The organism is Mycobacterium pseudokansasii, assembly GCF_900566075.1.
Classification (GTDB): domain Bacteria; phylum Actinomycetota; class Actinomycetes; order Mycobacteriales; family Mycobacteriaceae; genus Mycobacterium; species Mycobacterium pseudokansasii.
This window is the reverse complement of the sequence record NZ_UPHU01000001.1, coordinates 1993077-2008960: the sequence shown is the minus strand read 5'-3', so window position 1 is coordinate 2008960 and position 15884 is coordinate 1993077. Positions and strand designations below refer to the sequence as shown.

The window sequence follows — 15884 nt, the reverse complement described above, 5'->3', positions numbered from 1 at the left end:
TGTGTCGGGCTGTTTCCCTGCTTCAGCCGGCACCGCGGGCCGCACCCGCTCCCCCGGCGCCGCCCGGGCCGGCAAGGTATCCGCGCGCGATGTCCGCGATGCCTGCCCTCGGTCGACGGGTACCCGGGCACCGACGTGGGGTGACGCTAACTAACCGACAACGGGCGACGTCGATGTGCGCGTTTGGTCGGCCACGGTAGGGTGGCGCCGTGCACGCCCGCTCGAACGACGGCAAAAGCCCTACGCTGTACATCTTCCCGCACGCCGGGGGAACCGCAAAAGACTATGTCGCATTCTCTCGCGAATTTTCCGGTGACCTGAAGCGAATAGCTGTCCAGTACCCGGGACAGAACGACCGGTCCGGCCTGCCGCCGCTGGAAAGCATTCCGGGCCTCGCTGACGAAGTGTTCGCCATGATGAAGCCGACCGCCCCGATCGGCGATCCGGTCATCTTCTTCGGTCACAGCATGGGTGGAATGCTGGCCTTCGAAGTCGCATTGCGGTTTCAATCAGCCGGTTACCGCGTCCTCGCACTGTTTGTGTCGGCCACCTCGGCACCCGGGCATATCAGGTACAAACAACTCGAGGGTTTCTCGGATAACGAGATGCTCGATTTGGTGGCCCGGGCGACCGGCACTAATCCGGATTTCTTTGCCGACGAAGAATTTCGGGTGGGTGTGCTACCCACATTGCGAGCCGTCCGCGCCATTGCGGGCTATACCTGCCCGCCGGAGACAAAACTATCGTGCCCAATTTATGCATACATCGGGGATAAGGATTGGATTACCACCCGAGAAGACATGGAGCCGTGGCGTGACCGAACGACCGGCGAATTCGCGATCCGCGTCTTCCCAGGAGATCATTTCTATCTCAACAACAATTTGCCAGAGCTCGTAGGCGACATCGAGGACCGGGCGCTCCAACAGCTCCACAGAGCTTAGCTGCGACAAACCCGCGACAACCTGGCCACCACCTCACACGCCGGCGGCGCCATTCCTGGCGGCTTACGGCCGAAGTTCGCCACAGCTCGGCGCCACGCGTCGGCCGGATGCCGCATCGGCAGGCGTATGCCGGGCCCGCGGCCGGGTTGGCCGACCGGCCCCCGCACGCCCGCCGGCGCAGCACCCCGGGCAAGCCTGTGAACTTTGTCACAACGAGACGGCGGTCCCAAAGTGCTGGCACCAGCGTGCCAGAATCGAGATACCAACTCTCACTGTACTAGTCATCTGTCACTGATGTATCAAAGGTCACATCTACCACCCCGCCTCACAGCGGACTGCCTGGTACAAAGGCTTAATGCAGGTCGGAACCGTGGGATAGCAGGCGGTAGCATTGGCGGACGCTGTGGGGAAAGTGTGGATTTTCCAAATACTGCCCGCGCCCGTCCTGAGAGGTGGTTACCTTACGTAGACCGACTAGTCGTATGGGGAACGGGGTCATTCCGGGGGCGGTCAGCATAGGCACATCGGTGTGCTTCAAGAGCAAAAGCTGCCTCCTCGTCATAGCGGACTAGTCAGCTCAGACCCGCGGGTTCGACGATGCTGGTCAGTCGCACTGCGCCAGTGATTCGCAGGTGCAACACACAATCAAAACCGACAAGCCGATGGGAGTTAAGTGCGATGCCGGTGATCGACTCTTCCGTCCCTGCTTTGCTGAAGCAGCGGGCGGATCAGCACGCTGACACCACCGCGTATACATTCATCGACTACGGATTGGACCCGAAGGGGTTCGCTGAGAGTTTGACATGGTCACAGGTGTACGGCCGTGCCTGTACCATCGCTGAAGAGCTCAGATTGTACGGGTCACCCGGCGATCGCGTGGCTATTCTGGCACCGCAGGGTTTGGAATATGTGATTGCATTTCTCGGCGCCCTGCAGGCCGGATTTATCGCAGTTCCGCTCTCCACGCCGCAGTATGGTATTCACGACGATCGCGTCTCCGCGGTATTGCGCGATGCCAACCCGGTCGCCATTCTTACGACGTCGTCGGTGGTCGCCGACGTCACAAAATACGCAAACGCACAAGACGGGCGCCCCGCGCCGTTCGTCATCGAAGTCGATCTGCTTGATCTGGACTCGCAGCGTCAGCTTCCGGGTCCGCCGCGGCTATCGACCGGAGCGGCTTATCTGCAGTACACCTCGGGTTCCACCCGGACGCCGGCCGGCGTCATCGTGTCGCACAAGAACGTCATCGCCAATGTGACACAGAGTTTGTACGGCTACTTCGGTGGTCCCGAAATGCCGATCGGCACCGTGCTGCTGTCGTGGCTGCCCTTGTTTCATGACATGGGCTTGATTCTTGGAATCTTCGCGCCGCTGGTCGCGGGCCGAAGCGCAGTCTTATTCAGCCCGATGTCGTTCTTGCGGCGGCCGGCCTGCTGGATGCAATTGCTTGCCACCTCCGGGACATGCTTCACCGCGGCACCGAATTTCGCCTTTGAATTGGCCGTGCGACGGACGTCCGACGAGGACATGGCGGGGCTTGACCTCGGCGGCGTGGTCGGAATCGTCAGCGGTAGCGAGCGCATCCATGTGGCGACCGTGAAGCGTTTCACCGAGCGTTTCGCTCGGTACAACCTGAGCCCGACGGCCGTACGACCCTCCTACGGGCTCGCCGAAGCGACCCTCTACGTGGCAGCTCCCGAGCCGGGCAGTGCGCCCACCACCGTCCGTTTCGACTACGAACAGTTGACTGCCGGACAGGCCAGGCGCATCGGAACCGACGGGCCGGTGGGCACCGAACTCATCAGTTACGGTTCGCCGGATCCGTCGGCAGTGCGCATCGTCGACCCCGAGACCATGGTCGAGAATCCGGCGGGGACGGTCGGTGAGATCTGGGTGCACGGCGACCATGTGGCGATGGGCTATTGGCGCAAGCCGGAGCAGACCACGCGCACGTTCAACGCCAAGCTGGTCAATCCCTCCCCGGGAGTCCCCAAGGGACCGTGGCTGCGAACCGGAGACCTGGGCGTCATATCCGACGGCGAACTGTTCATCATGGGCCGCATCAAAGACCTCCTCATCGTCGATGGCCGCAACCACTACCCCGACGACATCGAGGCGACGATCCAGGAGATCACCGGTGGCCGCGTCGCGGCGATAGCCGTCCCCGACGACATCACCGAGCAGCTGGTCGCGATCATCGAGCTGAAGAGACGCGGGGCGTCGGCAGAAGATGCCATGCGAAAGCTTCGTTCGGTCAAGCGGGAAGTAACGTCCGCGATCTCGAGGTCGCACAGCTTGCGCGTGGCCGACCTGGTTCTGGTCTCCCCCGGGTCGATTCCGATCACCACCAGCGGCAAGATCCGCCGTTCGGCCTGCGTCGAACGGTATCGCCGCGACGGATTCAAACGCCTGGACGTGAGCGCATGACGGCGAGCATCGATGGCGAAGCCGACCTACGCCACTGGCTTGTCGACTACTTGGTGACGAATATCGGGTGCACACCCGACGAGGTCGACCCCAATCTGTCCCTGGCCGATCTCGGGGTGAGTTCGCGTGACGCGGTGGTACTGTCCGGCGAGTTGACCGAGTTGCTGGGCAAGACCGTATCCCCCATCGACTTCTGGGAACACCCGACGATCAACTCCCTCGCCGCATATCTCACCGCGCCCGAGCCCGATTCCGAGTCGGACACGGCGCTCAACCGCCCCGGTCGAAGCTCGCTGGAAGAGCCGATCGCCGTAATCGGCATGGGGTGTCGGTTCCCCGGCGGCATCACCGGCCCAGATGCGTTGTGGCAGTTTCTTTGTGACCGCCGTTCGGCAATCGGGAAGGTTCCCGACGAACGGTGGGAGCAGTTCGACGACGGCTCGCCGGAAGTACGGGCTCTGCTGGACCGCACCACGCGGTGGGGCTCATTTTTGCCCGACATCGACGCCTTCGACGCGGAGTTCTTCGAGATCTCCCCCAGCGAAGCCGACAAGATGGACCCCCAGCAGCGCCTGCTGCTGGAAGTGGCCTGGGAAGCGTTGGAACACGCCGGAATTGCGCCCAGCGCGCTGCGACGCTCACAGACGGGAGTATTCGCCGGGTCGTGCTTGAGCGAATACGGCGCTATCGCCTCCACCGATCTGTCACAGGTCGACGGGTGGAGCAATACCGGTGGCGCGATGAGCATCATCGCCAACCGCCTCTCGTATTTCCTCGACCTGCGCGGCCCGTCCGTGGCGGTGGATACCGCATGCTCGTCGTCACTGGTGGCGATCCACCTGGCCTGCCAGGGCCTTCGGACGCAGGACTGCAACCTGGCCATCGCCGCCGGAGTGAATTTGTTGTTATCCCCGGCCGTATTCCGCGGCTTCGACCAAGTCGGTGCGTTGTCGCCTACCGGTCATTGCCGCGCCTTCGATGCCGCCGCCGACGGATTCGTGCGCGGCGAAGGCGCCGGGGTGGTGGTGCTCAAGCGGTTGACCGACGCGCAACGCGACAGCGATCGCGTGCTCGCGGTGATCTGCGGTTCGGCCGTCAACCAGGACGGCCGATCCAATGGGCTGATGGCCCCCAACCCAGCGGCCCAGATGGCCGTGCTGCGCGCCGCCTACACCAACGCGGGAATGCAGCCCAACGAAGTCGACTTCGTCGAAGCCCACGGGACCGGAACGCTGCTGGGTGATCCGATCGAAGCCCGGGCCCTGGGCACCGTGCTGGGCCGCGGACGTCCCGAGGACGCTCCGCTGCTCATCGGCGCCGTCAAGACCAATCTCGGCCACACCGAGGCGGCGGCCGGCATCGCCGGCTTCATCAAAACGGTGCTGGCAGTACAGCATGGGCGGATTCCGCCGAACCAGCGCTTCGAAAGCCCCAACCCGCACATCCCGTTTGCCGACCTGCGGATGAAAGTCGTTGACACGCTGACGGAATGGCCGGAGACCGGCCATCCGCGGCGCGCCGGTGTGTCGTCCTTCGGATTCGGCGGCACCAACGCGCACGTGGTGATCGAACAGGGCCAGGAACTGTCACCGCCATCTGAGCGCGACCCGGATCCGGCCGTATCGACACTGGTGGTGGCGGGTAAGACGGCGCAGCGGGTGGCCGCGACGGCAGGGGTGCTGGCCGACTGGATGGAGGGCCCCGGCGCCGAGGTGCCGTTGGCCGATGTCGCCCACACCGTCAATCATCACCGGTCCCGGCAGGCCAAGTTCGGCACCGTGGTCGCGCGTGACCGTGCGCAAGCGGTAGCCGGATTGCGTGCGTTGGCCGCCGGTCAGCACGCCGTTGGTGTGGTCGGCCCCCAGGAGGGTTCGCCGGGGCCGGGCACCGTGTTCGTCTACTCCGGTCGCGGCTGGCAATGGCCCGGCATGGGCCGCCGACTACTGGTTGACGAGCCCGCCTTCGCTGAGGCCATCGCCGACTTGGAGCCGGTGTTCGTCGAACAGGCCGGCTTCTCGCTGCACGACGTGCTCGCCAATGGCACGGAACTGGTCGGCATCGAAGCGATTCAGCTGGGCCTGATCGGCACGCAGCTGGCGCTGACCGCGCTGTGGCGCTCCTACGGAGTGCAACCCGACGCGGTGATCGGCCACTCGATGGGCGAGGTGGCCGCCGCCGTGGTCGCCGGAGCGCTGACACCTGCCGAGGGCTTGCGGGTGACCGCGACGAGGTCTCGCCTGATGGCGCCGTTGTCCGGGCAGGGCGGCATGGCCCTGCTCGAACTCGACGCCACCGAGACGAAGGCACTCATCGCCGACTACCCGCACGTGACACTGGGCATTTACAACTCCTCGCGCCAGACGGTGATCGCCGGTCCCACCGGGCAGATCGACGAATTGATCACCCGGGTGCGGGCCCGGGATCGGTTCGCCAGCCGGGTCAATATCGAAGTGGCCCCGCACAATCCGGCCATGGATGCGCTGCAGCCCCAGATGCGTTCGGAGCTGGCAGATTTGAGCCCGCGGACCCCGACGATTCCGGTCATCTCTACCACCTACGAAGACGTCGACACCTGCGCGGTGTTCGATGCCGGGCACTGGGCCACCAACATGCGCAACCCGGTGCATTTCCAGCAGGCCATCGCACGGGCCGGCGGCAACCACCACACCTTCATCGAGATCAGCGCACACCCGCTGCTGACTCAGGCCATCATGGACACACTGCGCAGCGCCCAGCACGGAACCCGATACACCAGCATCGGCACCCTGCAACGTGACAGCGACGACACCATCACCTTCCGCACCAACCTCAACACCGTCCACACCGACCACCCGCCGCACACGCCACACCCGCCCGAGCCGCACCCACCCATCCCGACCACTCCCTGGCAGCACCACCGCCACTGGATCACCACCAAACGCTCGGCCCACCTGGCCGCTGCGGCTCCCGCGGCGGGCACCCTGCTCGGCCAACACCTTTCGGTCTTGTCGAGTCCGCCGTCTCACCTCTGGCAAGCCAGGTTGGCACCGGATGCCAAGCCGTACCAGGGTCGGTATCGATTCCACGGCGTCGACCTCGTCCCAGCCTCCGTTGTGCTGCACACAATGGTCTCCGCCGCCACGGAATTGGGCTACCGCACGCTGACCGACATCCGATTCGAGCAACCGGTTTTCGCCGACCAGCCGCGACTGATCCAGGTGGTCGCCGACAACCTGTCGATCAGCCTGGCCTCGATTCCGGCTGCCGAAGCGTCGTCGAACCGGTGGACACGGCATGCGACAGCGCGGCTTTCGTCGTCACCGGCAGGTTCGGCCCTTCCCGGCGACGGATACCACCGCCAGAATGTTCACGGCGACGAGATTCCCGATGTTGCAGCGTTGTTCGCCGTCCATGGCGTCGACGGCCTGCCCTTCGCCTGGTCCGTGGATTCATGGACACCGGAAGCCACCGGCCTCACGGTCGGGATCGAACTTCCCGAGGCACTGCCCGAGGGCTCGACCGCACCCCTACTGGACGCCGCAGTGCACGTCGGGGCGCTGGCCGACGATACCGACCCGCGGCTCTACGTGCCGGCCGGCATCGAACAGATGTGGTTCGGCGACCCTGTCGGGGCACCGCGCGCTGCGGTGAGGCTCACCCGCACCGCCCGCGACGGCGACGGCGACGGCGACGGGATCACCGTCGATGTCGACATCACCGCCCCCGGAGGCGCACCCAGCGTGTCGATGCGCTCGCTGCGGTACCGGGCGCTGGACTTCGGCGACGGGCAACCGGCCGCCGAGAGCACCGACGCCAGGAACTTCGTGCACACGATCGACTGGCAGCCACGCGCCGATGTCGTTGACACGCAAGTCCACCCGGCACCCGGTCGGGTCACCGGGCCGCAGCCCGTCGCGGTGATCGGTGATGACGGCGCCCCGCTCAGGACACACCTCGAGAACGGTGGATACCCGCCCGCAGCGGTGCCCGATGCCCATTATCTGCTTTACGTCGCGGATTCCCGCCCGGCAACCGCCGACGAGACCGACGTCGACTTCTCCGTGCGCGTCACCGCCGAAATCGGCGCTCTGGTAAAGACTTTGGCGGCACGCGACGCCGGTGAACCGGCCGCGCTGTGGATCGTCACCCGCGGAGTCCACGAATCGGTGACCCCGTCGGCGCTGCGCCAGAGCTTCCTGTGGGGCCTTGCGGGCGTCATCGCCGCCGAACATCCCGAGCTGTGGGGTGGGCTGGTCGACCTCGCGTCAGACGCCGACCTGGACGAATCCGCGCCGATACTCGTCGATTTGCTTGCGGCACCGAGCAAGTCGATCCTGGTATCACGAGACGGCGTAGTACTGGCCCCCGCCCTGGCGCCGGTGCGCGGCACGCCGGTGCGCCCGTCTTTGCAGTGCCGGCCCGATACGGCCTACCTCATCACCGGTGGGATGGGAGCGCTGGGTCTGCTAATGGCCGATTGGCTCGCCGATCGTGGCGCCCGTCGCCTGGTGCTGACCGGTCGTACCCCGTTGCCGCCACGGCGGGACTGGGAACTCGACACCCTCGACGCCGGACTGCGAACGAAGATCGACGCCATCCGTGCGCTGGAAATGCGGGGCGTGACGGTGGAAGCCGTCGCCGTCGACGTCGGATGCCGCGAAGACGTACAGGCCCTGCTGGCCAGGCGCGACCGGGACGGGGCCGCGCCGGTCCGCGGGATCATCCACGCCGCGGGCGTCACCAACGATCAACTGGTGACGCAGCTGACCGACGATGCGGTGCGACAGGTCATGTGGCCCAAGGTCGCCGGCAGTCAGGTGTTGCACCAGGCGTTCCCCCCCGGCAGCGTGGACTTCTTCTTCCTGACGGCTTCGGCGGCGGGGATATTCGGCATCCCGGGACAGGGTTCGTACGCGGCTGCCAACTCCTATCTGGACGCGTTGGCACGGGCCCGCCGCCAACAGGGCTGCCACACAATAAGTCTCGACTGGGTTGCTTGGCGGGGGCTTGGTTTCGCCGCCGACGCCCAGATCGTCAGCGACGAGCTGCAGCGCATGGGCTCGCGCGACATCACGCCGTCGGAAGCTTTCACCGCGTGGGAATACGTCGACGGCTACGACGTCGCGCAAGCCGTCGTGGTGCCGGTGCCCTCGCCGGCCGCCGCGCCCGGGTCGATCGGTGCAGCCGTGCACCTGAAGCCGGCGCAGGACTGGTCGCAGATGGCGGCCGCCGAGGTGCGCACCGAGCTCGAGAAAGGACTGCGCGGCATCATCGCCGCCGAGCTGCGGTTGCGGGAAACAGAATTGGACACCGACCGACCGTTCGCCGAACTGGGGCTCAACTCGTTGATGGCGATGGCGATTCGGCGCGAAGCCGAGCAATTCGTCGGGATAGAACTGTCGGCGACCATGCTGTTCAATCACCCGACGGTGGCACTGCTGGCCCAGTACCTAACCAAACGCGTTGCGCCACAGCATGATTCGGCCGCCGATGAGATAGCGGCGTTGTCCGCCTCGGCGGGAAGCGTCTTGGACAGCCTGTTCGACCGGATCGAATCGACCTCGACCGAGGGCGACAGGTGATACGTACCGCCTTCAGCCGGATCTCTGGTATGAGCGCACAGCAACGCGCCACCTTGGCCGAGGAGTTCACCAAGATCTCCCGGATCGCGGTGGCCGAGCCCGTCGCGGTGGTGGGGATCGGGTGCCGGTTCCCCGGCGATGCCACCGATCCGGACAGCTTCTGGGACTTGCTTGTTGACGCGCGCAACGCGATTTCGCGGGTACCGGCCGATCGGTGGGACGCCGACGCGTTCTACGACCCCGACCCGTTGACGCCGGGCCGGATGACCACCAAGTGGGGCGGATTCGTGCCCGACGTCGCCGGCTTCGACGCCGAGTTTTTCGGCATCACCCCTCGCGAAGCCGCCGCGATGGACCCGCAGCAGCGGATGCTGCTCGAGGTGGCCTGGGAGGCCCTCGAACATGCCGGTATTCCGCCGGATTCGCTGGCCGGCAGCCGGACCGGCGTCATGATGGGCGTGTATTTCAACGAATACCAGTCCATGCTGGCCTCCAGCCCGGAAAATGTGGACGCCTACAGCGGCACCGGAAACGCGCACAGCATCACGGTGGGCCGGATCTCGTACCTGTTGGGGCTGCGCGGTCCCGCGGTGGCGGTGGACACCGCGTGTTCGTCGTCGTTGGTGGCGGTACACCTGGCCTGTCAAAGCCTGCGGCTGCGTGAAACGGACTTGGCGCTGGCCGGCGGCGTCAGCATCACCCTTCGCCCGGAGACGCAAATCGCGATATCGGCCTGGGGACTGCTGTCCCCGCAGGGCCGGTGCGCCACCTTCGACGCGGCGGCCGACGGATTCGTGCGCGGCGAGGGCGCCGGCGTGGTGGTGCTCAAGCGGTTGACCGACGCGGTGCGCGACGGCGACCGGGTGCTGGCGGTGGTGCGCGGCTCGGCGGTCAACCAGGACGGCCGCTCCAACGGGGTGACTGCGCCGAATACAGCGGCCCAGTGCGACGTGATCGCCGATGCGTTGCGATCCGGTGACGTCGCACCCGAAAGCGTGAACTATGTCGAGGCCCATGGAACCGGCACGGTGCTGGGCGATCCGATCGAGTTCGAGGCGCTGGCGTCGACGTATGGCCGGGGCGAGGGTTCGTGCGCGCTCGGGGCGGTGAAGACCAATATCGGGCATTTGGAGGCAGCGGCCGGGATCGCGGGATTCATCAAGGCCGCGCTGGCGGTGCAGCACGCCACGATCCCGCCGAATCTGCATTTCTCGCAATGGAATCCAGCCATCGATGTCGCGCCGACGAGGTTTTTCGTTCCCACCGAGAACACCGCGTGGCCGGCCACAGCGGGTCAAGCCGGGCCGCGCCGCGCCGCGGTGTCGTCGTTCGGATTGGGTGGGACGAACGCGCACGTCATCATCGAGCAGGGTCCCGAACTGACACCGGCAAGCGGGACCGACACCTGCCCGGACACCGAAGTCTCGACGCTGCTGGTGACCGGCAAGACGCCGCAGCGGGTGGCCGCCACGGCGGCCGTGCTGGCCGACTGGATGGACGGCCCGGGCGCCGAGGTGGCGCTGACCGACGTGGCCCATACGCTGAATCACCACCGCGCCCGGCACGCCAAGTACGGCATCGTGGTCGCCCGCCAACGCGCCCAGGCGGTGGCCGGGTTGCGCGCTCTGGCGGCGGGGCAGCACGCCACCGGCGTGGTCGGCCCCCGGGACGGCTCGCCCGGGCCGGGCACGGTGTTCGTCTACTCCGGACGCGGATCGCAATGGGCCGGGATGGGTCGCCGATTGCTCGCCGAGGAGCCCGCTTTCGCCGCCGCGGTTGCCGAATTGGAGCCGGTTTTCGTCGAGCAGGCCGGCTTCTCGCTGCACGAGGTCATCTCCAGGGGAAGAGAACTGGTCGGCATCGAGCAGATCCAGCTGGGCCTCATCGCCATGCAACTGACGTTGACCCAGCTGTGGCGCTCCTACGGGGTGCAACCCGACCTGGTGATCGGCCACTCCATGGGCGAGGTGGCCGCTGCCGTGGTCGCCGGAGCCCTTACCCCCGCCGAGGGATTGCGGGTCACCGCCACCCGTTCGCGGCTGATGGCTCCGCTGTCCGGGCAGGGCGGCATGGCCATGCTCGGCCTCGACGCCGCGCAGACCGAAGCGCTCATCGCCGACTACCCGCAGGTGACGCTGGGCATCTACAACTCCCCGCGCCAGACCGTGATCGCCGGGCCCACCGCGCAGATCGACGAGCTGATCACCCGGGTGCGGGCACAGAACCGCTTCGCTGGCCGGGTGAATATCGAAGTGGCCCCGCACAATCCGGCCATGGATGCGCTGCAGCCCCTGATGCGTTCGGAACTGGCCGATCTCAACCCGCGGACACCAACCATTCCGATCATCTCCACCACTTACGAATCCCTTTCTACCCGAACGGTTTTCGACGCAGAGCACTGGGCCACCAACATGCGCAACCCGGTGCGCTTCCAGCAAGCCATCACTGAGGCCGGCGCCCAACACCACACCTTCATCGAGATCAGCGCACACCCGTTGTTGACCCAGGCCATCACCGACACGCTGGAAGCCGCACACCCGGAAGGCAGCGCGGGCACCTGCGCGACTATCGGGACGCTGCAACGCGATACCGATGACACCGTCACGTTCCGCAGCAACCTCTACACCGCCCTGGACCACCCGCCGCAGACTCCGCACCCGCCGGAGCCGCACCCCCCCATCCCCACCACCCCGTGGCAACACACCCGCCACTGGATCACCGCCGCGGCGGGTGCCGAACGTCCGACTCCCAACAAAGTCGCGGTGCCCGGACAAGTGCATTCCGAAAACCGCACGCTCGATGATTGGTGCTACGAACTGGCCTGGCCGGCCTGCCCGGCGCTGGAGGCCGACCCCCCGGGCACCGCACGCTGGCTGGTGGCAGCCGATGACGAATTGTGCACCGAGCTGCGCCGTGTCGCGGGTGCGGATTCCCGGGTCGAAGTCCTGCCGTTGACCGCGCTCGCCGACGACGGTGACCAGAGCGCGCTGCTGGAAGCCCTGCCCGCGCCGGACCATGTGCTCTATGCACCGCCGGTCTCCGCCGACCCACTCGACGTGGGACAGGCCTACCGGGCATTCCACGCAACCCGGCGGCTCGCCGCCGCGATGAGGGCAAGCAACTCGCCGGCGAAGTTGTTCGTCATGACCCGCAATGCCCAGCCCGTCGCGGAGGGTGACCGGGCCAACCCCGCCCACGCGGCGCTGTGGGGCCTGGGTCGCTCGCTGGCCCTGGAGCATCCCGAAATCTGGGGCGGGCTTATCGATCTCGACTACTCGACACCGGCAGCGCTGGCAGTGCGGCAGGTGCTGGCCGCAGTCCGGGGTGCCGACGAGGAAGATCAGGTCGTGTACCGGCTGGGCGCTCGCCACGTGCCCCGGCTGCAGTGGCGGCCGGTGCCCACCGACGCGGTCACGCTCAGTTCTGACACCAGCCAACTGGTGATCGGGGCTACCGGCAACATCGGGCCGCACCTGATCCGCCAACTGGCCCAGACGGGCGCCACGACCATCGTCGCGGTATCACGCAACCCCGGCGACCGGCTGCACGCGCTGGCTGAAAGCCTTGCCGCAGCAGGCAAGAACCTCGTCGCGGTTGCCGCGGATGTGACCGACGAAGGCGCCATGACGGCGCTGTTCGACCGGTTCGGCGCCGATTTGCCGCCGCTGGAGGGCATCTACCTGGCTGCCTTCGCCGGCCGGCCGGTGTTGCTGAGCGAGATGACCGACGACGACGTCGAGGCCATGTTCGCGCCTAAGCTCGACGCCGCAGCCCTGTTGCACCGGCTGTCGGTAACGACGCCGGTGCGCTATTTCGTCCTGTTCTCCTCCATCTCAGGCCTAACCGGTTCGCGGTGGTTGGCGCACTACACGGCGACCAGCGGCTACTTGGACGCCCTGGCGTATGCGCGCCGCGTTATGGGCTTGCCGGCCACCGTTGTCGACTGGGGGTTGTGGAAATCCCTTGCCGATGCCCAACATCAGGCCAATCAGGTCAGTACGGGATCGGGGCTGCTGCCCATGGAGGACGAGGTCGCCATCGGGGCGCTGCCGCTGGTGATGAACCCGGCGGCCGGGGTGCGCACTGCCGTGGTGGCCGCGGATTGGCCGCTGCTGGCCGCCGCATACCGCACCAGGGGATCACTGCGTATCGTCGACGACCTGCTGCCGGCTCCGGAAGATGTCACGTTGCCGGAAAGCGAATTCCGTCAAGCCTTGCGGAAATGTCACCCGGAACACCGACAGGACATGCTGTTCGACCACGTCGGCGCATTGGCCGCCGCGGTGATGGGAATGCCCGCCGCCCAGACGCTGGACCCGTCGGCGGGGTTCTTCCAGCTCGGCATGGATTCGCTGATGAGCGTCACGCTGCAACGGTCGCTGTCGGAAAGCCTCGGCGAGTTCCTGCCCGCATCGGTGGTTTTCGACTACCCGACGGTTTACAGCCTTACCGACTATCTGGCCACCATCCTGCCCGAGCTCATCGAAGCAACAGAGGCGACTAGAGCGGCAACGGCAGCGGTCACACCCGACCAGCCGGACCCCGACACCTACGACGAACTCACCGAAGACGAGCTCCTGGAACAGCTTTCCGAACGACTAAGGGGAACGCGATGACCGCCGCGACACCGGATCGCCGAGCGATCATTACCGAGGCGCTGCACAAAATCGACGACCTCACGGCGCGCCTGGAACGTGCCGAAAAGTCCAGCACCGAGCCAATCGCTGTGGTGGGCATGGGATGCCGGTTCCCGGGCGGGGTGAATAATCCCGAACAGTTCTGGGAGTTGTTGTGCGACGGCCGAAGCGGCATCGTCCGGGTTCCCGCCGAGCGGTGGGATGCCGACGCCTTCTACACCGACGACCACACCGTGCCGGGGACCATTTGCACCCGTGACGGCGGATTCCTCACCGACTGGCAACCCGACGAATTCGACGCGGAATTCTTCTCGATCTCGCCCCGTGAAGCCGCGGCCATGGACCCCCAGCAGCGGTTGTTGATCGAAGTCGCCTGGGAAGCGTTGGAGAACGCCGGCCTGCCACCGCATTTGATCCGCGGCACCCAAACCTCGGTATTCGTCGGCGTCACCGCCTACGACTACATGCTGACCTTGGCCGGCCAGCTGCGCCCCGAAGAGCTCGACGCCTACATCCCGACCGGGAACTCCGCGAACTTCGCCGCCGGACGGCTGGCCTATATCCTGGGTGCTCGCGGCCCCGCGGTGGTCATCGACACGGCCTGCTCGTCGTCGTTGGTGGCGGTGCACCTGGCCTGTCAGAGTCTGCGTTCGCGGGAAAGCGACATGGCGCTGGTCGGTGGGACCAACCTGTTGCTCAGCCCCGGACCGAGCATCGCGTGCTCGCGCTGGGGAATGCTGTCGCCGGAAGGCCAGTGCAAGACCTTCGATGTGTCCGCGGACGGATACGTCCGCGGCGAGGGCGCCGCGGTGGTGGTGCTCAAGCGGTTGGACGACGCGGTGCGCGACGGCGACCGCATCCTTGCGGTGGTGCGCGGTTCGGCCGTCAACCAGGACGGCGCCAGCAGCGGGGTGACGGTCCCCAACGGGCCCGCCCAACAAGCGCTGCTGCGCAGCGCGTTGACGTCGTCCAGATTAGAGGCTGCCGACATCGACTACGTCGAAGCCCACGGGACGGGTACTCCCTTGGGCGACCCGATCGAACTCGACTCGCTGAGCAAGGTTTTCAGCGAGCGGGAGAGCTCACCTCCGTTGGTGATCGGCTCGGTGAAGACCAACCTGGGTCACCTGGAAGCCGCGGCGGGTGTCGCCGGATTCATGAAAGCCGTACTCGCCGTGGGCAACGGCTACATTCCGCGCCACCTCAACTTCCGGCAGTTGACACCGCATGCCAGCGAGGCCGCGGCCCGGCTGACCATCGCGGCCGACGGCATGGCATGGCCGCAAACGGGCCGGCCGCGGCGGGCGGGCATCTCTTCGTTCGGCGTCAGCGGGACGAACGCGCATGTGGTGATCGAGCAGGCACCCGCACCGGCGGCCGTGGCGCCGCGCGGCCCGGCTCCGGCGGTGTCGACCCTGGTGGTGTCGGGCAAGACGACGCAGCGGGTGGCCGCGACGGCATCGGTGCTGGCGGATTGGCTGGAAGGCCCCGGCGCCGGGGTGTCGCTGGCCGATGCCGCGCACACCCTTAACCATCATCGGCCCCGGCACGCCAAGTTCGCCACGGTGGCCGCCATGGATCCGGGCCAGGCGGTGGCCGGGTTGCGGGCGCTGGCCGCGGGTCAATCCGCCCCGGGCGTGGTGGCTCCCCGGGAGGGCTCGGTCGGGCCGGGCACGGTGTTCGTCTACTCCGGACGTGGGTCCCAGTGGGCCGGAATGGGCCGCCAGCTGCTGGCCGACGAACCGGCGTTCGCTGCCGCCGTCGCCGAACTGGAGCCGGATTTCGTTGCGCAGGGCGGGTTTTCGCTTCAGGAGGTAATCGCCGGCGGCAAGGAGCTGGTCGGCATCGAGCAGATCCAGCTCGGGGTGATCGGCATGCAGCTGGCGCTCACCGAGCTATGGCGCTCCTACGGGGTGCAACCCGACCTGGTGATCGGCCACTCCATGGGCGAAGTGGCCGCCGCGGTGGTCGCCGGCGCGCTCACGCCGGCGCAGGGCCTGCAGGTCACCGCCACGCGGTCGCGGCTGATGGCGCCGCTGTCCGGGCAGGGCACGATGGCGCTGCTGGAACTCGACGCCGCCGAAACCGAAGCCCTCATCGCCGACTACCCGCAGGTGAGCCTCGGGATCTACGCGTCACCACGCCAAACGGTGATTGCCGGACCGCCGCAACAGATCGACGCTCTCATCGAGACGGTGCGCCAACGGGGCGGCTTCGCCACCCGGGTCAACATCGAGGTGGCCCCGCACAACCCGGCCATGGATGCGCTGCAACCCCAAATGCGTTCGGAACTGGCCGATCTCACCCCGCGGACA

Annotated in this window: 5 protein-coding genes (1 of these 5 only partly in view); all 5 read left to right on the top strand. The window is 66.8% G+C overall.

The window, feature by feature from the left end; genetic code table 11:
* Nucleotides 1-209: 209 nt before the first annotated feature.
* The gene (locus EET10_RS09090) at nt 210-941 is read left to right on the top strand and encodes a thioesterase II family protein (RefSeq protein WP_081260743.1); all 732 of its coding nucleotides are present in this window, start codon (nt 210-212) and stop codon (nt 939-941) included.
* 678 nt (nt 942-1619) lie between these two features.
* Nucleotides 1620-3371, top strand: coding sequence for a long-chain-fatty-acid--AMP ligase FAAL26/FadD26 (fadD26, locus tag EET10_RS09085; protein ID WP_036405967.1), 1752 nt, complete (start codon nt 1620-1622; stop codon nt 3369-3371).
* Nucleotides 3368-8932, top strand: coding sequence for a type I polyketide synthase (locus EET10_RS09080; protein WP_122502077.1), 5565 nt, complete (start codon nt 3368-3370; stop codon nt 8930-8932). Before fadD26 ends, EET10_RS09080 begins: the two co-directional genes overlap by 4 nt.
* Nucleotides 8929-13548, top strand: a complete 4620-nt coding sequence (locus tag EET10_RS09075; protein WP_122502076.1) for a type I polyketide synthase — start codon at nt 8929-8931, stop codon at nt 13546-13548. Before EET10_RS09080 ends, EET10_RS09075 begins: the two co-directional genes overlap by 4 nt.
* Nucleotides 13545-15884: the start of a type I polyketide synthase gene (locus EET10_RS09070; RefSeq protein WP_122502075.1), read on the top strand. 4230 nt of this gene lie beyond the right edge of the window; only the first 2340 of its 6570 coding nucleotides appear in the window; it begins with the start codon at nt 13545-13547; its stop codon lies beyond the right edge, outside the window. Before EET10_RS09075 ends, EET10_RS09070 begins: the two co-directional genes overlap by 4 nt.